Here is a 19318-nt window from a genome sequence, read left to right as displayed (position 1 = left end):
TACGGCGGGATCCGGCCGACCGCCGGCTTCCCGACCGACCCAGACCCATTCGGTGTCCCGATCGGACACCGTCACCTGGCTTACGCAGAGAGGGTATCCATGAGAGCCGAGGTCCGCGCCTTCGTCGTCGAGCAGCTCGTCGACATGAACTACGACGTCGAGGGGCTCGACGACGACACCACGCTCGGCCCGTCCGGCGTCGACCTGGAATCGCTGGCCCTGTCCGATCTGGCCGTCCGCGTCGAGGACCAGTTCGGCCTGACGTTCGCCGACGACGAGTCGGAGAAGCTCGCGCTGATGACGGTCGGCGAGTTCACCACGATGGTCGCCGACCGCGTCGCCGAGGCGAAGCGCGACGACGCCTGATGACGGGTCAGCCCGACCTGGGGCGAGCTGACCTGCTGACCATGCTCGCCGAACTCACCGCGAAACCCGCCGACGAGGTCCCGGACCGGATCGGCTCGATGGAACTGGCCTGGCTCGTGCACCTCGTCGAGCAGCGCTACGAGCGAGAGCTCGACCTCACCGACGAAGACCTGGCCGGCATCCGTACCGTCGACGACGCTCTGGCGGTCCTGCGGGCGTCGTTGACCGCTCCCGCAGATGGCTGAGCCGCCCGTCGTCCAGCTCACCGGTGTGCACGCGGTCAGCGCCCTGGGGCGGGGCGCCGAGGCGCAGCTCGCCGCCACGCCGGCCTTCGGACCGATCCGTCGTTTCGACACGAGCGCACGCCGGGTCACCGTGGCGGCCACCCTGCCCGAGGTCGGCACCCTCGCCGACGAGCTGGCCGACGCGATCGACGCGGCCTGCCGGACGGCCGGCCTGGACCGCGCCCGGCGCGCGGGGTGCGCGCTGCTGCTCGCCGTGCACGGCGGCCCGGCCGCCGGCGTGGAGCCGGTCCCGTCCGCGCTCGCCGGTCAGCTCGCCGCCCGGTGTGGGCTGTCCGCTCACACCCGGGTCTACACGAGCGCGTGCGTGTCGGCGAGTACGGCGGTGGCCGACGCCGCCACCCTGATCAGCCGGGGTGATCTGGACCGGGTGGTGGTGGCCGCCGGTTATCTCGTCGAGCCGGACCAGTTCGCGCTCTTCGACGCCGGTCGTGCTCTCGCCGACGACGGCGCGGTACGCCCGTTCAGCGCTGGCCGCCGTGGGCTCCTACTCGGTGACGGCGTGGCCGCCGTGGTGGTCGAGTCCCGCGCCGAGGCGAGGCGGGGCGTCGAGCCCGTGGCGACCGTCGCGGGCTGGGGACGCGCCGGGGACGCGTACCACCCGTGCCAGCCGGACCCGACCGGCGCCGGGCTGGCCCGCGCGGCCGGCGCCGCGCTGCGCCGGGCCGGGCTGCCGCCGCAGGCGATCGGGTACGTCAACGCCAACGCCACCGGCACCGCCCAGAGCGACGCCGCCGAGGCCGCGGCGCTGCTGCGGGCCCTCGACGGGTACGCCACCGACGTGCCGGTCAGCTCCACGAAGGGGTTGCACGGGCACGCGTTGGAGGCGTCCGGGCTGCTCGAACTGGTGGTCACGGCGATGGCGCTGCGGGCCGGCGAGTTGCCGGTCAACGCCGGCTGGCGGGGCCCCGACGAGGCGTGTCCCGTCAACGTCATCACGGCGGCGTCGCGCCGCGCAGGGGTGACCCACGCCCTGACCCTCAACTCCGCGTTCGGCGGCGCCAACACCGCGCTCCTGGTCGGCGCGCCATGACCACTCCGACCTCCCCGCGATCTTGCACTTTCTGCGCCGACGAATCCGGCGAAGAACGCGAATCCACAACAGAAACCGCAAGATCGCGGGAGGTGGGGGTGCGGGAGCTCGCACGGGCGCGTTGGCCCGAGCCGGGGGACGGGGTCGTGCCGGTGGTGCCGGGGTTCGTGCACTCGGCGTTCGCGCCCACGGTCGTGGCGGTCGGCGAGCGGTGCCTGCGGCGGCGGTACGGGAACCAGCCGGTGCCGGAGGAGGTGCGCACGGCGATCGTGCTGGTCAGCGCCAGCGGTGACCGGGCCAGCGCCGACCACGTACGCGTGACGGTCGAGGCCGGCGGCCGGATCGGCCCGCTGTTCTTCTACCAGTCCGTGCCCAACAGCGTCGCCGGGCACCTCGCCGCCCGCTGGGGACTGCGCGGCCCGGTGGTCTGCCTCAGTCCGACCGGCGACCCGTACGCCGAGGGCACCGCGCAGGCGGCACTGCTGCACGACGACGGCGACGCCGACGAGGTGTTGCTGATCCTGATCGAACAGACGCCCGACCTGTCCACCGAGGCGGTCGCGGTGCTGCTGGGGGGAGGAGCACGACCATGAGGACTCCGGGACTGCGCGGCCGGTTGGCCGCCGACACCGAGCTGGGCGCGGGCAACATGCTGGCCCGGGTGCTGGCGCACGGCGCCGACCCGGACGGGCCGGCGCTGACCTTCGACACCGCCGTCGACGGGCATCCGGCCGAGGCGCCGCTGACGTTGGGCCAGCTCGACGAGCGGGTCGCCGCCCGCGCCGCGTGGCTGCACGAGCAGGGGGTACGCCCCCGCGACCCGGTGGCAGTCTGGGCCACCGCCGCCGCCGACATGGTGCTGAGCTTCCTGGCGCTGGCCCGGCTCGGCGCGATCCCGGCGCTGATGAACGGCAAGCTCCGCCCGGAGATCGCCGCCGAGTACATCCGTCGGCTGCGCGGTGTCGGGGTGCTCGCCGACGACGCGCACACCGCGCTGCTGGCCGGGCACGAGCTGGGCGTACCGGTGCTGGGCACGCCCGCGCGGGCCGGCACCGGCGATCCGGCGGCGGCCCCGCCGCACTACCGGCACCACCCGGACGACCCGATCGTGATCACCCACACCTCCGGCACGACCGGGGTGCCCAAGGCGGTGCTGCACTCCCACGCCAGCCTCTTCGCGGCCACCCGGCACCTGCTGAGCATGCCGCAGGCGCAGGGCACCGGCCGGATCCTCAACGCGCTGCCCGCACCGCACACCGCGACCGTGCTGATGGTCAATCAGGCGTTGGGTAACCGCGCCCAGATGTTCCTCCTCTCCGAGCAGGGCGGCGAGCGGGTCCTCGACGCGATCCAACGCTGGCGTCCCGACGGGGTGTTCGGTTTCTCGGTCACCTGGGCCGAGCTGGCCCGGTTCGACCTGTCCGGGTACGACCTGGACTCGGTGCGGCTGTGGTTCAACACCGGCGACTGCTCGCACGAGCCGCACATCCGCCGCCTCGTCGCGGTCGGGTGGCACGACACCGTCACCCGCGACGGGGTGGCGCGGGTGCCCGGCTCGCTGTTCATCGACGGGCTGGGCTCCAGCGAGATGGGGCACTCGATGTTCCACATCACCCACCGCGCCGACACCGACCGGTACGGCCGCTGCATCGGCCGGCCGTACCAGTTCACCAAGGTCGCCGTGCTGGACGCCGACGGCGAGCCGGTGCCGGTCGGCGAGGTGGGTTTCCTGGGCGTCGACTCGCCGTCGCTGTTCCGGGGCTACTGGAACGACTCGGCCACCACCTACCGGTTCCGCCAGCGTGGCTGGTATCTCACGGGCGACCTGGTCCGCGCCGACGCCGAGGGCCGGTACTACCACCTGGACCGCGCGGTCGACTCGGTCGACGCCGGGGACGGGCGGCGGTTCTTCACCGCGCTGTCGGAGGAGCGGATCCTCGCCGCCTGCCCGGACGTCACCGACTGCACGGTGGTGATCGTCGCCGAGGCCGGGCGGGTGGTGACCGACGTGCTGCTGGAGCTGGCCGCCGGCGCGGACGAGGCCGAGGACCGTACCGAACGGGTCCGCGCCGCTCTCGGCGCGGACGTCGGCGGCACGCTGCGCCGGGTCGTGCCGGTACGCTCCGACGACATCCCGGTGACCGTGACCGGCAAGGTCCGCAAGGTGGCCCTGCGGGAGCGTTACCTCACCGAGGCCGCGTCGTGAGCGGGCGGGTCGGAGCGCCGGCGTGAGCGAGCGGAGCGAGCGAACCAGGCAGCTCAGCCGCTCGGAGTCTCGCGCCGGCGCGGAGCGAAGCGGAGCGTCGGCGTGAGCGCGCTGATCACCGGGATGGGCCTGTTCAGCCCGGTCGGGCGGGGCGTCGAGGAGACCTTCGACGCGTTGACGACCGGGCGGTCCGGGCTGACCCGCCCACCCGAGGGCCATCCGGCGTCGGGTTCGCTGGACGTCGCCGGTCTGCTGCCCGACATCGACCCGCGCAGCGTCCTGCCCGGCCCGGAGAGCCGGGTGTTGGACCGGACCGTGGTCCTCGCGCTGCTCACCGCCGCCGACGCGCTCGCCGACGCCGGCATCGAGGTGGGACGCGACGTCGACCCCTCCCGCATCGGCGTGATCGTCGGGGGTGTCGGCGGGATGGCGACCCTGGAGTCGCAGGTGCTGGCCCGCGCCGCGCGGGGACGGTCGGCCGTCAGCCCGTACCTGCTCACCGGCATCCTGCCGAACATGCCGGCGGCGCGGATCGCCATCGCGTACGGCATGCGGGGTTACAGCTCGTCGGTCGGCACGGCCTGTGCCTCCGGGGCCCAGGCGGTGGCCGACGCGGTCCGGCTGATCCGGTGCGGGGAGGCCGACGTCGTGGTCTGCGGGGCCAGCGAGGCGCCGCTCTTCCCGACCTTCACCGACACGTTCGGCAACGCGCGGGCGTTGGCCCGTGCCGGCGGCGACCCGACCCGGGCGAGCCGGCCCTTCGACACCTCCCGCAGCGGGTTCGTGTTGGCCGAGGGGGCGGCGCTGCTGGTCCTCGAACGCGCCGAGCACGCCGCGGCGCGGGGCGCCCGGGGGTACGCCGAGGTGGCCGGTTACGGCGCGACCACCGACGCGTACCACCCGACCGCCCCGCGCCCGGACGGCGCGGGCGCGGCGGCGTGCATCCGGGGCGCGCTGCGCAGCTCGGGAGTGCCGGCGGCGGCGGTCGGCTACGTCAACGCGCACGGCACCGGCACCAAGCTCGGCGACATCGCGGAGACCACGGCCCTCGCGGACGTCTTCGGCGACGGTGGCGTGCCGGTCAGCTCCACCAAGGCGCTCACCGGTCACCTGCTCGGCGCGTCCGGGGTGTTGGAGACGGCGGCGACCGCGCTGGCGCTCGGTCGGGGGTTGCTGCCGCCCACGTACCACCTCGACGACCTGGACCCGGCCTGCCCGGGCGACCACATCCGGGGGGCGCCCCGGCGGGCCGATGTGGAGTACGCGCTGACCAACTCGTTCGGGTTCGGCGGCCAGAACGTGAGCCTCGTGCTCGCGCGGGTCGCCGAGCCGAGGAGGTGAGCGACGCGCATCCCGGGCTGGGGGGTCCGGACGGCAACACGGGCGAAGCATGGGGAAGGGCACGTGAGGACATGGACATCCGTGGCATCGACCACATCGAACTCTACGTAGGCGACGCCCGACAGGCGGCGTTCTGGTTCAGCACCGCCGTCGGTTTCCAGCTCTGCGGCCAGGGCGGCCCGGAGACCGGGCTGACCGGGCAGCGCTCGCTGCTGCTCTGCCACGGCGACATCCGACTGCTGCTCACCTCGGGGCTGAGCGTCGACCATCCGGCGGCCCGATACGTGCACCGACACGGCGACGGCATCGCGGTCGTCGCCGTCGAGGTCGACGACGTCGTGGGCGCGTACGCCGAGCTGCTGGCCCGGGGTGCGACGGGCGTGACGCCACCGACCACCCGCACCGGCGCGGACGCCGAGGTGGTGACCGCCGAGGTGGAGGGCTTCGCCGACGTGCGGCACCGCCTGGTGCAGCGGCGGGGGAGTCGAAGCGAGTTCCTGCCCGGGGTGATCACGCCGACGCCGCCGGCGAACGAGGAGGAACCCGTCCTCGCCGAGGTCGACCACCTGGCGGTGTGCGTGCCGCCCGGGGAACTCGACGGGACCGTCCGGCACTTCGAGGAGCTGTTCGGCTTCGCGCAGATCTTCGAGGAGCACGTCGAGGTCGCCGGCCAGGGGATGAACTCGAAGGTGGTGCAGAGCCCGTCCGGGCGCGTCACCGTGGTGCTGCTGGAGCCGGACCGTACCCGCCGGCCCGGGCAGATCGACGCGTTCCTCGACCAGCACGCCGGCGGGGGAGTGCAGCACGTGGGCCTGCGCACCGACGACATCGTGGCGGCCGTGGAGTCCCTCGGCCGGCGGGGGGTGCGTTTCGCCGGGACCCCCGGCGCCTACTACGACACGCTCCAGGAGCGGGTCGGTCGGGTGGACGCGCCACTGCACCGGCTGCGTGAGCTGGGGGTGCTCGTCGACTCCGACCACGGTGGACAGTTGTTGCAGATCTTCGCCGAGTCGATGCACGTGCGCCGCACGCTGTTCCTGGAGCTGATCGAGCGGCGGGGCGCGAGCGGCTTCGGCAGCGGCAACATCAAGGCTCTCTACGAGGCCAAGGAGCGGGAACTGGCCGCGCAGGCGGTGGGGGCGTGAGCGCGCTGACCGCCGCCGAGGAGGCGCTGCTCCCCTCCGACGAGGACGTGCGGCACTACGCCGAGCACGGCTGGTACCTGTCCAACAAGATCTTCACGGACGACGAGGTGGAGGCGCTCGCCGACGCCGCGCGACGCTACTACGACGGCGAGCGGGATCGCCGCCTGCCGGCACGCCCACCGAAGCTCGCCTACTGGGAGCCGTCGAACGGGCCGGTGCAGCGGCACAACGACTACGTCCACCACGAACACGACGGGCTCGGCGCGATCCTGCGCAAGCCGCTGCTGGGAGCGGTGGCCGCCCGCCTGGCGCAGGCCGACGAGATCCGTGTCTTCCAGTCCACCCTGATCCTCAAGCCACCGATCGAGGGCGAGCCGAGCAACATCGTGCCCTGGCACTTCGACAAGCACTACTGGGCGTCCTCGTCGTCCGAGAAGATGCTCACCGCGTTCATCCCCTTTCACGACTGCGGGGAGGAGATGGGCACCATCACGATGGTCGACGGCTCGCACCTGTGGAAGGAGATCGGCGCGGACGACACCGTGGTGCGGCACTTCGCCGACCGCGACCGGAGTCAGCTCGAGGAGATGCTGGCCGAGAACGCCGCGCACAACGGCGCGGAGATCCGCAAGATCCCCATGGTGATCCCCCGGGGACACGTGAGCTTCCACCACTGCCGCACCTACCACGGCAGCGGCCCCAACGTCAGCGGTCGTCCCCGACAGGCGATCTCGCTGCACCTGCAGGACGGCGACAACGCCTGGCGGGAGTATCCGCTCTCGGACGGCACGCTCGCCGCGTACAACCACGACGCGCTGGTCCGCCGCACCCACGAGGGGCGGCCGGACTACGCGGACCCCGACTACTGCCCGGTCATCTGGCGCGACCGCGCCCAGCAGGGAGGCTGACAATGTCACGGTACGACTGGGGTAGGACGCACCCGGGCATCGAGCGGTTGGAACAGGCGGTGACCGAGCGGCGCGACGCCGTGGTCAAGCACCCGCTCTACGCCAACCTGGACACCCACGAGGCGCTGGTCACCTTCATGGAACACCACGTCTTCGCGGTCTGGGACTTCATGTCGCTGCTGAAGTCGTTGCAGCGGCAGTTGACCTGCGTGAGCGTGCCGTGGATCCCGACCGGCCCGACCGGCAGCCGCCGGCTCATCAACGACATCGTCATGGTCGAGGAGAGCGACGAGCTGGGCGAGGGCTACATCAGCCACTTCGAGCTGTACGTGGGGGGCATGGCCGAGGCCGGCGCGGACACCACCGCCGTGAACGCCCTCGTCGACCTGCTGCGCGCGGGCCGGCCGGTGACCGACGCGCTCGCCGAGGCGGGGGCGCCGGCCGCGTCCGCCCGGTTCGCCGCGACCACCTGGCAGATCATCGAGTCGACCCCGGTGCACTGCCAGGCGGCGGCGTTCGCGTTCGGCCGCGAGGACCTGATCCCCGACATGTTCACCCAGGTCGTCACCGTCAACGAACGCAGCAACCGGCTGCACACGTTCGTCGACTACCTGGAACGGCACATCGAGGTCGACGGCGAGCAGCACACGCCGATGGCCATGCAGATGCTCGCCGACCTGTGCGGCGACGACGACGCCAAGTGGCAGGAGTGCGCCGACACGGTCAACACGGCGCTCGCCGCCCGGGCCCGGCTCTGGGACGACATCCTCGCCGCCATCAAGGGCCCGGCGTGAGCGACGCCGACCCGGTCCGGCTCTACCGCACGGTCCGGCTGATCCGCCGGTTCGAGGAGCGGGCGGTGGAGCTGGTCCACGGCGGGCAGATCGTCGGCGGCATCCACCCGTACCTCGGTCAGGAGGGGATCGCCGCCGGCGTCTGCGCCGCCCTGGGCGTCGACGACGTGCTCGCCGGCACCCATCGCGGGCACGGGCACGTGCTGGCCCGGGGCGCGGACCCGGCCCGGATGCTCGCCGAGCTGTGCGGCCGGGTCACCGGCCTCAACGCCGGCCGGGGCGGCTCGATGCACGCCGCCGATCTGAGCATCGGCGTGCTCGGCGCCAACGCGATCGTCGGCGCGTCCGGGGCGATCATCACCGGCGCGGTCTGGGCCCGCCGCCGGCAGGGCCGGGACACGGTCGGGGTGAGCTTCTTCGGCGACGGTGCGGTCAACGAGGGGATGCTGCTGGAGGCGTTCAACCTGGCCGCGCTCTGGCGGGTTCCGGTGCTGTTCGTCTGCGAGAACAACGGCTACGCCACCACCATGCCGGTCGGCGGCGCGGTCGCCGGCAGCATCGCCGGCCGCGCCGCCGCGTTCGGCATCCCCGCCGCCGAGGTCGACGGCCAGGACCCCGAGACGGTACGCGCCGCGGCCTCCGCCGCCGTCGCGCGGATGCGCGCCGGCGGCGGCCCGGAGCTGATCGAGGCCCGTACCTACCGCTTCGACGTCCACCACACCTTCGAACACGGGGTACGCCTCGACTACCGACCGCCCGACGAGGTGTCCCGGGGTCGGTCCCGGGACCCGGTGGACATCCAGGGCGCACGGCTCACCGACGCCGACCGGGCAGCCGTGGACGCCGAGGTCGAGGCGACCCTCGACGCGGCAGTCGACTTCGCCCTGGCCAGCGCGGAACCCGATCCGGCCGACGCGCTCGCGTACCTGTATGCCAGCGGCCTGACCGCCCGCGCCGGAGGTGGATGAGGTGCCCCGACTGTCGTACCGGCGGGCGTTGACCCGGGCCCTCGCCGACGAGCTGGCCCGCGACGAGACGGTGTTCCTGCTCGGCGAGGACGTCCAGGTTGGCGCGTCGCTGGTGACGACCGGGCTCGCCAAGCGGTTCGGGACCGACCGGGTCCGCGACACCCCGTTGTCCGAGCAGGCGTTCACCAGCTTCGCCACCGGAGCGGCGCTGGCCGGGCTCCGGCCGGTGATCGAGTTTCAGATCCCGTCGCTGCTGTTCCTCGTCTTCGAGCAGATCGTCAACCACGCGCACAAGTTCCCGCTGATGACCGGCGGGCAGTGCGCGGTGCCGGTCACCTACCTGGTGCCCGGCTCCGGGTCGCGCACCGGCTGGGCCGGGCAGCACTCCGACCACCCGTACAGCCTCTTCGCGCACGTCGGGGTGGTCACCGTCGTGCCGGCCACCCCGGCCGACGCGTACGGGCTGCTGGTCACCGCGATCCGGCACGACGACCCGGTGGTCGTGTTCGCGCCGGCCGGCGCGATGGACCTCCGGGACGACGTCGCCGAGCTGGAGCCGGTGCCGCTGGGTCGGGGCCGGGTGCACCGTCGCGGCGACGACGTCACCGTGGTCGCGGTCGGGCACCTCGTGCACGACGCGCTCGCCGTCGCCGACGAGCTGGCCGACGAGGTGTCGGTGGAGGTCTTCGACCCGCGCACCCTCTATCCGTTCGACATCGACGGCGTCTGCGAGTCGGTCGCGCGTACCGGCCGCCTCGTCGTCATCGACGACGCCAACCGCTCCTGCGGTTTGGCCGCCGAGGTCATCGCCTCGGTCGTGGAGCGGGTGCGGCTGCTCGCCCCGCCGCGCCGGGTGACCCGACCCGACGGCGCGGTGCTGCCGTTCGCCCCCGCCCTGGACCGGGCCGTGCAGCCCGGTCGGGAGCAGCTCGCCACCGCCATCCGCCTGACCATGAAGGACGGCTCATGATCGACCCGAACTATCCCTGGCCGTCGGCCGACGGAGCGTGGACGAACCTCCCCGAGCCGGCCCGCCGGGCCATGGTGGCCGCCGGCGCCGCCGCCTGGGACCGCGTCTTTCACGGCCGGGCCACCTACAACAAGCAGTGGCGGCTGGCCCGCCCTCCGGTGCTGGCCGCCGACACCTGGCGGGAGCTGAACGACGTCTGCGACCGGCTGGCCCAACTCATCCTGGACGCCTGCCGCCGTCGGGTGGACACGGCCGGCGAGCTGCGCCGGCTGCTCGGCGTTCCGGCGGGCGAGACCCGTCTGCTGGACGAGTCGGAGCCGCTGACCGAGGCGCTGCTGGCCGCGTACCGGCCGGACGTGATCTTCACCGAAGGCGTGCCGAAGTTCGTGGAGTACAACATCGACAGCAGCCTCGGGGGAGGGTTCGACGCGGACACCGTCATCCAGCGGTTCGCGCAGCTCTACACCGAGCACGGGCTCCTCGACGACCTGCCGCTACGGGCCGCGCCGTCACTGCTGGACCAGCGGTTCGTGGCGATCCGCGACGAACTCGACCTGCCCGAGGGCGCCCGGCTGGCCCTGTTGATGGACTTCGACGCCGACTATCCGGGCCTGGACGACCCGGAGACGTTCATCCGGATCCTCAGCCCGCTCGCCGTCCGGGCCCGGGACTTCGGCATCGACCTGATCATCGCGCCCCTGTCCAGCGCCACCCTGGACGCCGGCAACCGCCTCGTCGTGGACGGTGCGCCGGTCGACGCGCTGTTCCGACTGTTCGTACCCAACCGGGTCACCCCCACCGCCGGTCTGGACGCGGTGGCCGGCGCCCTGGCCGCCGGCACGCTGCCGATGTACGTGTCGGCGGCGGCCTGGCTGCTCGGCAACAAGACCACCTTCGCCTGGCTGTGGGAGGACGTCGACACCCTGCCCGCCGACGACCGGACGCTGATCCAGCGGCACGTGCCGTACACGGTGCCGTTGACCGTCGCGGTGCTCGACCGGGCGATCGCCGAGCAGGCCACCCTGGTGGCGAAGCCGGCGGACGGCTCGGCCGGGCTCGGCGTGCTGATCGGCCCCGAGCTGAGCCCGTCGGACTGGGTCGAGGGCCTGCGCGCGGCCGTCGACCGGGGCGGGGCGATCCTGCAGCAGTACCTGCCGGCCGACCGGGTGCCGATGGACTTCGTGCAGATCGAGACCAGCGAGACGGTCACGGCCGACGTCCCGTACAGCCTGGCCCCGTACCTGTTCGGCCGAACGGCCTCCGGCGGCCTGGCGCGGGTCGGCTACCCCGGCGGTGACGGCATCCTCAACCTGGCCCACGGAGTCCTCCTGACCGGAATCCTCCTGCACGACTGACTTCATGGACAACGAGGTCGGGGCGAGGGTCGGAGGTGGCGGGACAGGGCGCGGAGGGTTTCGGCCGTCGCTATCGCGTCGCTGCGGCCGCTGCCGTGGCGGCCGTCGGTGCTGTAGAGGGTCGCGTCGGCCGTGAGCGGGTGGTCGGTGAGGTGCACGTGGACCGTTCCCAGGCGTTCGGCCAGCCGCGCGGTGTGAGCGGAGAGGCGACGCATCCGCTCGCCGAGGCCGGCCCGCACGTGCTCGGGCACGGCCGGGCTGTGCGACACGTCGAACATGCCGATGGTGATCACGTCCGCGCCCGCGTCCCGCAACGCCTCGATCATCGCGGTCAGCTCGACGTCGACCGCGTCCGCGTCGTACGCGGGATGGAAGGCGTCGTTGCCGCCGCAGACCACCAGCGCGAGATCCGGGTCGGCGGCGAGCGCCGGGGCGAGCTGGGTGGCCCGCACCTGGTGTGCGCGCCGACCGCGCCGGCCGAGGTTCACGTACGTCAGCTCGGGGCGTACGGCCCTCAGCTCGGCGGCGAGCCGGTCGACCCACTGCACGTCCGGGTAGCCCGGTGTCGGCTCGCACATGCCCTCCACGACGCTGTCGCCGAGCGCCACGAACCGCCGCCACGGGTGCGCGCGCAGCAGCTCGGTGGCCTCGCCGGGACGCAGACAGTACGGGTCCGTCGATTCGCTAAGCGTCGATGGCATGCCGGCACGCTAGCCGACCACCGCCTCCTCGGCCAGGCTCACCTCGGCCAGGTAGACGCAGGTCCGCTCCTCGTGCGAGGAGTAGTAGCTGACCCACAGCCGGTCGTCGTGCCACACCAGGCCGGGATAGCTGGTGTCGCCGCCGGAGGGCAGCGCGACCAGTTCGGTCAGCGCGCCGCGCTCGGGGTCGACAGCGCAGATCGCGGTCCGGACGTCGCCGTCGAGCAGGCGTACGCCGGCGATCAGCCGCCCGTCCGGCAGCCGACGCAGCGCCGGGCCGCCGACCCGGACGCCCAGGTCGGTCCAGGACCATTCGCGGTACGGCGGGTGCGCCCGCCCGAGCTGCGCCGTGGCGCTGTCGCCGTCGCGGCGCAGGAGACAGTGCGCGGTGCCGTCCGGGGCGAAGGCCAACCCGGACTCGTTGGGGTAGCCGCCCTCGAACAGCGTCGGCACCCACGGTCGCAGGTCGACACCGTCGACGCTGCGGTAGAGCCGGGCGAGCCTCGGCCCCCGGGTGGCGTAGCCGACGCCGTACATGGCGTCGTCGTGCCAGGCGGCCTGCCACACCCACACGTTCGGCTCGCCCACCGGCGTCGGGTCACCCCAGACGCGGCCGTCGTCGGAGATCCAGGACAGTGTCGTGAACGTCCCGGTCCGGGCCGCGGCCAGCAGTTGCAGCCGCCCGTCGGGGCGTGCCACGAACCGTGGGTCGCGCAGGTCGCCGGCCGCCCGGATGACCGCCGCGGACCTCCACGCCCGTCCGTCCGTCGAGGTCAACACCCGGATCACGCCGTCGTCGGAGAGGTGGCCGTCGGCCTCGCGGAAGGCACAGAACCACGTTCCGGCGTGCCGGACGAGGTCGGTGAACGCGCTGTGCGGCGCGCGGTCGCCGATCCGGCGTACGGCGACGACCTCGGCGCTGGTGCGACGGGTGGATGACGACGTCATGCGCGACGGGCCTCCTGGCGCTGGTGGGCGGAACGTCCCGGTGACGACGGACGACGCTAGCCGCCGTCGTCGACGCCCGGACGGCCGCGCGGCGAACGGGGGACGAACGATGGCGTGTCGGAAAGGCGTCGTTCGCGGCCGCGTCAGCGCGCTGGGCCCGAGGTCGGTGGCGGCGGTCCGTCACGATGACGACGGGACGCGGCGGTCGGGAGGTGGCAGCGTGCTCGCATCGTTCCTGCAGCAACTGGCCAGCAAACTCGTCGAGGAGATCCTCAAGAGGGTCGTCGAGTGGCTCGCGCCGAAGGCGCTCAGATCGGTGCCGCACGCCGCCTCGCCGAACTGCCCGCGCTGCGGCGGGTACGGGGTGGCCCGCTGGACGCCGGGCGGGGTGTGGCCGCTCTTCGTTCCGTCGCTGCTCACCTTCACCTGGGGCTTCGCCGGCCTGCTGCTCGGCGTGCCGGTGCTGCTGTTGACGGTGGTCGGCGCGGTGGTGTCTGGCGCGGTGATGCCGGCCCTGGTGGTCCTGCTGGGACTGCCGGTCCTCGCCACGGTGATGCTCCTGGGCGCGTTCGGGCTGGCCCACTACCACAGCTACCCGCCGAAGCGTTGCCACCGCTGCCACGGGAGCTGGCCGCGGCGGACGCGCGAGGAGTACCTGCGGTCGGCCCAGCCGGTGTTCGCCTGCGTGTGCGGCCAACGGCTGCGGGTGCCCCGGGCCGCCGGGGCGCGGCTGCGGTGCCCGCGCTGCCACACCGAACACGCCACCCCGGCGGCGGCCGGCCGCTGACGCTCAGGGGCGCTCGGCGAGCAGTTCGTCGATCACGCGCCGGGAACCGTCGGGGTCGGGAGCGTCCAGGGTGATCAGCGCCTTCCACAGGGCCCAGCCGCGTCCGCGCGCCCAGGTGCCCGCGTCGACGTCGAGCGCGTCGCGGAACGCGGCCCGGCTGTCGCCGTGCAGCAGGGTCCAGGCGATCACCGTGTCGCAGGCGGGATCGCCGACGCCGCAGCAGCCGAAGTCGATGACGGCGGCGAGCCGGCCGTCGCGGACCAGCAGATTGGCGTACGCGACGTCGCCGTGGAACCACACCGGGTGGCCCGACCAGGTGGCATCGAGCGCGTCCTGCCAGACGGTGTTGATCGCGTTGACGTCGAGTCGGTCGCGGTGTGTCTCGATCGCCGCCTGGGTTTCGGCGTCGTAGGTGGACAGCGGTCCTCCCCGCCAGAAGCTGTGCGGGCCGGCCTCGGGGCCGTCGGTGGCGTCGACGGCGCGCAGGGCCCGCAGGAAGGCGGCGAGGTCCGTCGCGAACCGGGTCAGGTCGTCGATCCGCTCGGGGCGTGCGGTGTGCCCGTCGATCCAGCGGTACACCGACCAGGGGTACGGGTAGCCCGCTCCCGGTCGGCCGTGGGCCAGCGGCACGGGGATCTCCAGTGGGAGGGCCGCGCCGAGCATCGGCAGCCACTGCTGTTCCTTGGCGACCTGGGCTACGTACCCCTCGGCGCTGGGCAGCCGCACGGTCATCTCGTCGCCCAGGTGGAAGGTGCGGTTGTCCCAGCCGCCCACCTCGACGGGGCGTACGGGCAGGTCCGCCCAGTACGGGAACTGCTCGGCGACCAGTCGGCGAACCAGGCCCACGTCGATGCGCCGGGCCGTCGTCTCGTCGGTGTGCGGCACGTCGGGTGCGGGCTGTGGGCTCATCCGCCTGAGCCTGCGGGCTCCGCCGGCCGGCCCGCAACCGATTTGCCCGCAGGAGGGACCGGTCGGGCCAACGCTCGGGACAGGTGTCCGGGAGGTGCGGCGCCTGGCCGTACCTCAACTGCGGCGCACCAGACGGTTGGGAGCCGCTGGGCAGCGGGACATCAGGCGGCGGCAGGTGTCGGCCGCGTCGGCGCCTTCGGGTTGGATCCCTTGGCCACCAGCGGAAACGCGGTGACCGCCAGGCAGGCCGCCGCCATGAGCAGCAGCGCCGGGGTGAGTCCGAACGCGTCCACCGACCAGCCGCCGAGGAGCGCGCCGACCGGCAGGCCGACGAAGGCCAGCGAACCGGCGATGCCGAGCACCCGGGTCTGCAGGTCCGGTGGCACCCGCTCGTAGAGCGCCACCCCCAGCAGCGGGTTGACCGCCGCGATGCCGATTCCGGACAGGAAGGTCACCACGAGGACGACCGGCAGCTCGTCGCTGATCGCCAGGGCGACCAGTCGGGGTGTGCCGGCGACCGTCGCCCCGATCAGGAACGTCAGCCGGCCGGGCAGCCGGGGCCCGAGCGCGGTGAACGCCACGTTGCCCAGCAGCGCCCCCGCCGAGAAGGCCGCGAGCACGAGGCCGAGCCCGCTGGGACCGTGCAGTTCGCGGGCGACCCAGAACGGGATGTAGACGGCCACGCTCGCGTTGGCCACCATGTTCAGCGCCGAGACGACCACCAGCATGCCCAGCAGCGGCCGGTCCCGACCGAGATAGCCGAAGCCGTCCCGCAGCGCGCGAAGGTAGCCCACCGGCGCGGTGGGCGTCGCAGCGGCGGCCGGCGGGCGGACCAGGAGACCGATGAGCAGCGCGCAGATCGCGAAGCTGGCCGCGTCGATGAGGATCGCCTGGGTCACCCCGAACGCGGCGATCAGTAGACCGCCCACGGCCGCGCCGAACAGCGTCACCACCCGGCTCAACCCGTCGTACGCCGAGGTGAGGCGGATCAGGGGCACCCCGGCGGCCTCGGCGACCGGCCGGAACATGACGTGCTTGACCCGGTCCCCGATGCCGCGCAGCGCCCCGGCGACCGCGACCAGCGCCACCAGGGGAGCGAAGCCCAGCCACGGGGTGAGCGCGACGACGACCATCGCCAGCGCGCTGCCCGCGTCGCAGAGGATCGACGTCCGGCGCAGGCCGATCCGGTCCGCCCAGGGCGTGCCGAGGGCACTGGACAGCAGGTACGGAAGTGTCTCGGCGAACGCGACCAGACCCATCTTCGTCGGACTGCCGGTGGTGACCAGCACCAGCCAGGGGATGGTCACCACCGAGATGCGGGTCCCCAGGTTGGAGATCAGGTCCGCGCCGACCAGGACGACCAACTGCCGGCGGGGGTTCACGCCCCGACCGCCGCCGCCCGCCGCGCGGCGTACTCGGCGCGCAACGCCCGCTTGTCCACCTTGACCGACCGGTTCACCGGTAACCGGTCGACGAACTCCACCCCGACCGGCGCCCACATCTCGTTCAACTCGGCGGTCACCAGGTCGATCAACTCCGTCGCCGTGACCGTCGCGCCCGGCGCCGGCACCACGTACGCGTACGGCGCCTCACCGACCTCGTCGTCCGGCACGCCGATCACGGCGGCCGCCCGCACCTGCGGGTGCCCGGCCAGCACGTCCTCGATGGGGCGGCAGAAGATGGCCCAGTTCCGTCGGTGCGTGACGATCATGTCGTGCGCCCGGTCGACCAGGTAGAGGTAGCCGTCCTCGTCGAGGTGGCCGATGTCGCGGGTGCGGACCCAGCCGTCGACGAGCGTCTGCGCGGTCAGCTCGGGCTGCCCGTGGTAGCCGGCGAAGCTCAGCCGGCTCCGTACCCACACCTCGCCGTCGTGGCCCGGCGGCAGCACCACGCCGTCGTCGTCGCGGATCTCGATCCGCACGTCGCCGTAGGGACGCCCGCAGGAACGCAGCCGCTCCGGGTGCTCCGGATCGTCGGTCAGGCCAGGCAGCGCGGTGATCACGACGGCCTCGCTGAGGCCGTACACGATGCGCAGTACCGGGCCGAACCGCGCGATGGCCTGGCGCAGCCGGGCGGGCGCGGCGGGCCCGGCGCCCACGTTGAACATGAACATGGCCGAGAAGTCGGCACCCACCAGCGTCGGGTGGTCCAGCAGCTCGTAGAGCATCGGCGGGGTCACGAAGGTGGAGTTGATCCGCTCCCGTTGCACGGTGGCCACGAACGCCGTCGGGTCCCAGTCGTCGCGCAGGAACAGCACCCCGCCCGTGAACAGGTTGAACAGGGTGGTGATCTGGCCGCTGGCCAGCCACATGGGCGAGTGCGACAGGTGCCGCAGCAGCGGGAACCCGGCGGCGCGGAAGTCGGCCGCGAGGGTGAGGATCTGGGCGTAGAAGCTCTCGGTGTGGTGCACTAGCTTCGGGGCGCCGGTGGTGCCGCTGGTCTGCAGGAACGACTCCGGCGCGGGGACCTCCGTCGGCGGCGGGACGGAACCGCCCGGGTCCGCGGTGAGGTCCGGGCCCGCGCCGCCGGGGCCCAGGCAGCACACCGGTACGCCGGGCAGCGCGGCGGCCAGCTCCGGCCCCAGGCTGGCCGGGTCGCGAGCGTCGTAGACCAGGGCGTCGGGGCGGGCCAGCCGGACGAACTCGTCGACCTCCCGGCGGGCGGTGACCGGGGCGACCCACATCGTCCGGCACCCGAGCAGGTGCAGCGCGAGCTGGAGCAGCGGCCCCTCCACGGCGTTGGCAATGGTCACCAGCACCGCCGCGCCCGGCCGTACGCCGTGCCGGGTCAGCGCCCCGGCCATCGCGCGTACCGACTCGGCGGCCTCGGTGTAGGTCAGGCGGCGGCCACCGCCGACCAGCGCCTCCCGATCGCCGAAGTCGGCGAACAGGTCCAGCGCACTGTCCACATAGGTCGTGCGCCCGGGTCCGTCAGTCATCCGGCAAACCCCCATCGCAGGAGAGCGGCGGTCGCCGGGTCGGTTCCCGGCGACGTCGCGGGCGGTGGGCGCGCGTTCGGGCGACCGCACCGCCGCCGCCTGCGAGCCTAGGCCGACGGGGACGCGCCGGGACCGGGCCGTCGGGCGAAACCGCAGGCCCGGCGGACATTTGATCGCGTCGATCAGTTGATTGACGCCCGTCATCGGCGGCGGCTAGGTTTCTGGACCATCGTCCAGGCGGGAGCTGTCAGCGGACGGCCCTGGGCTGCCACACGATGGAGGTTCCATGTCGACCCCGAAGAGATGGCATGTCGTCACCGCCCTCGCGGCGCTACTGGTCACCGCGACACCCGCCGTCATCGCCACCGCCGGCGGATCCTCCACTGTCGCCGGTCGCCCGGACCGGGGTGAGTGGGCGGGCAGTTGGGCCGCGGCGGTCACCCGGGGCAACTCGGTCGGCCTGACCAACACCGGCCTGAACGACCAGAGCGTCCGGATGGTCGTGCACGTCTCGGTGGGCGGCCCGGCGCTGCGCGTACGACTGAGCAACCTCTACGGCGAGCAGGCCGTCCGGGTGGGTCGCGCCACCGTCGCCCGACCGAACACCGCCACCGTCGACGACGTCTCCGACATCGACCCGGCCTCGCTGCGCCCGCTGACCTTCACCGGCGCCGCCTCGGCGACCATGAACCGGGGCGCCGAGCTGCTCAGCGACCCGCTGACCTTCGCCGTCGCCGACGACAGCGACCTGGTGATCACCCTGCACTTCCCGACGCCGACCGGGCCGACCACCTTCCACGGCCAGTCGCAGCAGACCAACTTCATCGGCGCGGGTGACCTGACCGGGGCGGCCGACGGGACCGGTTTCACCATCCGGCCCAACTGCTGCTGGTTCTTCCTGTCCGGCGTCGACGTGCAGCGCAAGGGCACCCCCGGGGCGCTGGTCGTGCTCGGCGACTCCATCGGGGACAGCAACGGCAGCACCGTCAACGCCAACCGGCGCTGGCCCGACCTGCTCGCCGACCGGCTGCTCGCCGACCGGCCCGACAAGCGCACCCCGGGCGTGCTCAACCTGAGCCTGGCCGGCAACCGCCTCAACCACGAGGGCACCGAGCCGGGCGCGGGCGACTACCCCGGCTACTACCAGCTCGGCCCGAACGCGGCGGCCCGTCTCAACGAGGACGTCTTCGGCCAGACCGGGGTGCGTACCGTCGTCACCCACCTCGGCATCAACGACATCTGGATGTCCAACGACTCGTCCGAGGCGATCATCGCCACCCTGCGGCAGATCAACCAGCAGCTCCAGCAGCGCGGCCTGACCAGCCTGGTGGCCACGCTGACGCCGTACGAGGGGCACGGCGCGCCGGGCGTGTGGACGCCGGAGAAGGAGGCCACCCGGCAGGCCGTGAACGCGTACCTGCGCGGTAGCCGGGAGTTCGACGGGCTGCTCGACTTCGACCGGGTGCTGCGTGACCCGGCCAAGCCCAGCCAGTTGCTGCCCGCGTACGACTCGGGGGACCACATCCACCCGAACGACGCCGGCAACAAGGCGATGGCCGACGCCGTGCCGTTACGGCTGCTCGGTCTGTGACACCGCCGGGGGCGGCGGGTCACCCCGCCGCCCCCGGAGCACCGACATCCTGGGGA

The 19318-nt window shown here is 73.3% G+C and carries 19 protein-coding genes; 14 read left to right on the top strand and 5 right to left on the bottom strand.

The window, feature by feature from the left end; all coding sequences use genetic code 11:
* The first annotated feature begins 99 nt into the window (after window positions 1-99).
* The 12 genes from ACIA3K_RS29775 to ACIA3K_RS29720 all read left to right on the top strand — a co-directional run bounded on the left by ACIA3K_RS29775 (window position 100) and on the right by ACIA3K_RS29720 (window position 11388).
* On the top strand, window positions 100-366 hold the full coding sequence (locus ACIA3K_RS29775; RefSeq protein ID WP_355052676.1) for an acyl carrier protein: 267 nt from the start codon (window positions 100-102) through the stop codon (window positions 364-366).
* Window positions 366-611 (top strand): acyl carrier protein, encoded by a 246-nt coding sequence (locus tag ACIA3K_RS29770; protein WP_396804910.1) that lies wholly within the window; start codon window positions 366-368, stop codon window positions 609-611. The genes ACIA3K_RS29775 and ACIA3K_RS29770 overlap by 1 nt, the downstream gene beginning before the upstream one ends.
* Entirely contained in the window at window positions 604-1701 is a 1098-nt protein-coding gene (locus tag ACIA3K_RS29765; RefSeq protein ID WP_396804909.1) for a beta-ketoacyl synthase N-terminal-like domain-containing protein, read from the top strand. The genes ACIA3K_RS29770 and ACIA3K_RS29765 overlap by 8 nt, the downstream gene beginning before the upstream one ends.
* Before the next feature lie 98 nt (window positions 1702-1799).
* Complete coding sequence (locus ACIA3K_RS29760; RefSeq protein ID WP_396804908.1) at window positions 1800-2294, top strand: beta-ketoacyl synthase chain length factor; 495 nt, start codon at window positions 1800-1802, stop codon at window positions 2292-2294.
* Window positions 2291-3907: a class I adenylate-forming enzyme family protein gene (locus ACIA3K_RS29755; protein WP_396804907.1), complete on the top strand. Its 1617-nt coding sequence runs from the start codon at window positions 2291-2293 to the stop codon at window positions 3905-3907. Before ACIA3K_RS29760 ends, ACIA3K_RS29755 begins: the two co-directional genes overlap by 4 nt.
* Before the next feature lie 102 nt (window positions 3908-4009).
* Window positions 4010-5248 carry a beta-ketoacyl-[acyl-carrier-protein] synthase family protein gene (locus tag ACIA3K_RS29750; protein WP_396804906.1) on the top strand — a complete coding sequence of 413 codons (1239 nt, stop codon included), beginning with the start codon at window positions 4010-4012 and terminating at the stop codon, window positions 5246-5248.
* Window positions 5249-5319: 71 nt separating this feature from the next.
* Window positions 5320-6393: a 4-hydroxyphenylpyruvate dioxygenase gene (gene hppD / locus ACIA3K_RS29745; RefSeq protein WP_396804905.1), complete on the top strand. Its 1074-nt coding sequence runs from the start codon at window positions 5320-5322 to the stop codon at window positions 6391-6393.
* The gene (locus tag ACIA3K_RS29740; RefSeq protein WP_396804904.1) at window positions 6390-7301 is read left to right on the top strand and encodes a phytanoyl-CoA dioxygenase family protein; all 912 of its coding nucleotides are present in this window, start codon (window positions 6390-6392) and stop codon (window positions 7299-7301) included. The genes hppD and ACIA3K_RS29740 overlap by 4 nt, the downstream gene beginning before the upstream one ends.
* Before the next feature lie 2 nt (window positions 7302-7303).
* Complete coding sequence (locus tag ACIA3K_RS29735; protein WP_396804903.1) at window positions 7304-8095, top strand: DUF3050 domain-containing protein; 792 nt, start codon at window positions 7304-7306, stop codon at window positions 8093-8095.
* Complete coding sequence (locus ACIA3K_RS29730; RefSeq protein ID WP_396804902.1) at window positions 8092-9063, top strand: thiamine pyrophosphate-dependent dehydrogenase E1 component subunit alpha; 972 nt, start codon at window positions 8092-8094, stop codon at window positions 9061-9063. Before ACIA3K_RS29735 ends, ACIA3K_RS29730 begins: the two co-directional genes overlap by 4 nt.
* 1 nt (window position 9064) lies before the next feature.
* Window positions 9065-10033, top strand: a complete 969-nt coding sequence (locus ACIA3K_RS29725) for an alpha-ketoacid dehydrogenase subunit beta (protein ID WP_396804901.1) — start codon at window positions 9065-9067, stop codon at window positions 10031-10033.
* A complete protein-coding gene (locus tag ACIA3K_RS29720; RefSeq protein ID WP_396804900.1) occupies window positions 10030-11388 on the top strand; it encodes a hypothetical protein in 1359 nt (452 codons plus the stop codon). The genes ACIA3K_RS29725 and ACIA3K_RS29720 overlap by 4 nt, the downstream gene beginning before the upstream one ends.
* 2 nt (window positions 11389-11390) lie before the next feature.
* Here ACIA3K_RS29720 and ACIA3K_RS29715 read toward each other — a convergent pair whose 3' ends face one another.
* Both ACIA3K_RS29715 and ACIA3K_RS29710 read right to left on the bottom strand, forming a co-directional pair.
* On the bottom strand, window positions 11391-12089 hold the full coding sequence (locus tag ACIA3K_RS29715) for an SGNH/GDSL hydrolase family protein (protein WP_396804899.1): 699 nt from the start codon (window positions 12087-12089) through the stop codon (window positions 11391-11393).
* 9 nt (window positions 12090-12098) lie between these two features.
* On the bottom strand, window positions 12099-13037 hold the full coding sequence (locus tag ACIA3K_RS29710; protein WP_396804898.1) for an exo-alpha-sialidase: 939 nt from the start codon (window positions 13035-13037) through the stop codon (window positions 12099-12101).
* A gap of 220 nt (window positions 13038-13257) precedes the next feature.
* On the opposite strand from ACIA3K_RS29710, the gene ACIA3K_RS29705 reads away from it, so the two are divergent.
* Window positions 13258-13824, top strand: coding sequence for a hypothetical protein (locus ACIA3K_RS29705; RefSeq protein WP_396804897.1), 567 nt, complete (start codon window positions 13258-13260; stop codon window positions 13822-13824).
* A 3-nt stretch (window positions 13825-13827) separates the two neighbouring features.
* Here the strand turns inward: ACIA3K_RS29705 and ACIA3K_RS29700 are convergent, their stop codons facing one another.
* From ACIA3K_RS29700 to ACIA3K_RS29690, 3 genes are all read right to left on the bottom strand, one after another.
* A complete protein-coding gene (locus ACIA3K_RS29700) occupies window positions 13828-14733 on the bottom strand; it encodes an aminoglycoside phosphotransferase family protein (RefSeq protein ID WP_396804896.1) in 906 nt (301 codons plus the stop codon).
* Window positions 14734-14894: 161 nt separating this feature from the next.
* Entirely contained in the window at window positions 14895-16115 is a 1221-nt protein-coding gene (locus tag ACIA3K_RS29695) for an MFS transporter (protein ID WP_396804895.1), read from the bottom strand.
* Entirely contained in the window at window positions 16112-17671 is a 1560-nt protein-coding gene (locus tag ACIA3K_RS29690; protein ID WP_396804894.1) for an AMP-binding protein, read from the bottom strand. Before ACIA3K_RS29690 ends, ACIA3K_RS29695 begins: the two co-directional genes overlap by 4 nt.
* Before the next feature lie 286 nt (window positions 17672-17957).
* Between ACIA3K_RS29690 and ACIA3K_RS29685 the strand changes: the two genes are divergently transcribed.
* Window positions 17958-19262: an SGNH/GDSL hydrolase family protein gene (locus ACIA3K_RS29685; RefSeq protein WP_396804893.1), complete on the top strand. Its 1305-nt coding sequence runs from the start codon at window positions 17958-17960 to the stop codon at window positions 19260-19262.
* Window positions 19263-19318 lie beyond the last annotated feature (56 nt).

The sequence above is a fragment of the Micromonospora sp. NPDC051543 genome (genome assembly GCF_044454415.1).
GTDB lineage: Bacteria > Actinomycetota > Actinomycetes > Mycobacteriales > Micromonosporaceae > Micromonospora.
This window is presented reverse-complemented; position numbering and strand designations above follow the sequence as displayed.

Excerpts from the sequence above, each read along its gene's own strand:
- ACIA3K_RS29775 (WP_355052676.1), top strand. The coding sequence starts at position 100 with ATGAGAGCCGAGGTCCGCGCCTTCGTCGTCGAGCAGCTCGTCGACATG.
- ACIA3K_RS29770 (WP_396804910.1), top strand. The coding sequence starts at position 366 with ATGACGGGTCAGCCCGACCTGGGGCGAGCTGACCTGCTGACCATGCTC.
- ACIA3K_RS29765 (WP_396804909.1), top strand. The coding sequence starts at position 604 with ATGGCTGAGCCGCCCGTCGTCCAGCTCACCGGTGTGCACGCGGTCAGC.
- ACIA3K_RS29755 (WP_396804907.1), top strand. The coding sequence starts at position 2,291 with ATGAGGACTCCGGGACTGCGCGGCCGGTTGGCCGCCGACACCGAGCTG.
- hppD (WP_396804905.1), top strand. The coding sequence starts at position 5,320 with ATGGACATCCGTGGCATCGACCACATCGAACTCTACGTAGGCGACGCC.
- ACIA3K_RS29735 (WP_396804903.1), top strand. The coding sequence starts at position 7,304 with ATGTCACGGTACGACTGGGGTAGGACGCACCCGGGCATCGAGCGGTTG.
- ACIA3K_RS29720 (WP_396804900.1), top strand. The coding sequence starts at position 10,030 with ATGATCGACCCGAACTATCCCTGGCCGTCGGCCGACGGAGCGTGGACG.
- ACIA3K_RS29715 (WP_396804899.1), bottom strand. The coding sequence starts at position 12,089 with ATGCCATCGACGCTTAGCGAATCGACGGACCCGTACTGTCTGCGTCCC.
- ACIA3K_RS29710 (WP_396804898.1), bottom strand. The coding sequence starts at position 13,037 with ATGACGTCGTCATCCACCCGTCGCACCAGCGCCGAGGTCGTCGCCGTA.
- ACIA3K_RS29700 (WP_396804896.1), bottom strand. The coding sequence starts at position 14,733 with ATGAGCCCACAGCCCGCACCCGACGTGCCGCACACCGACGAGACGACG.
- ACIA3K_RS29690 (WP_396804894.1), bottom strand. The coding sequence starts at position 17,671 with ATGACTGACGGACCCGGGCGCACGACCTATGTGGACAGTGCGCTGGAC.
- ACIA3K_RS29685 (WP_396804893.1), top strand. The coding sequence starts at position 17,958 with ATGTCGACCCCGAAGAGATGGCATGTCGTCACCGCCCTCGCGGCGCTA.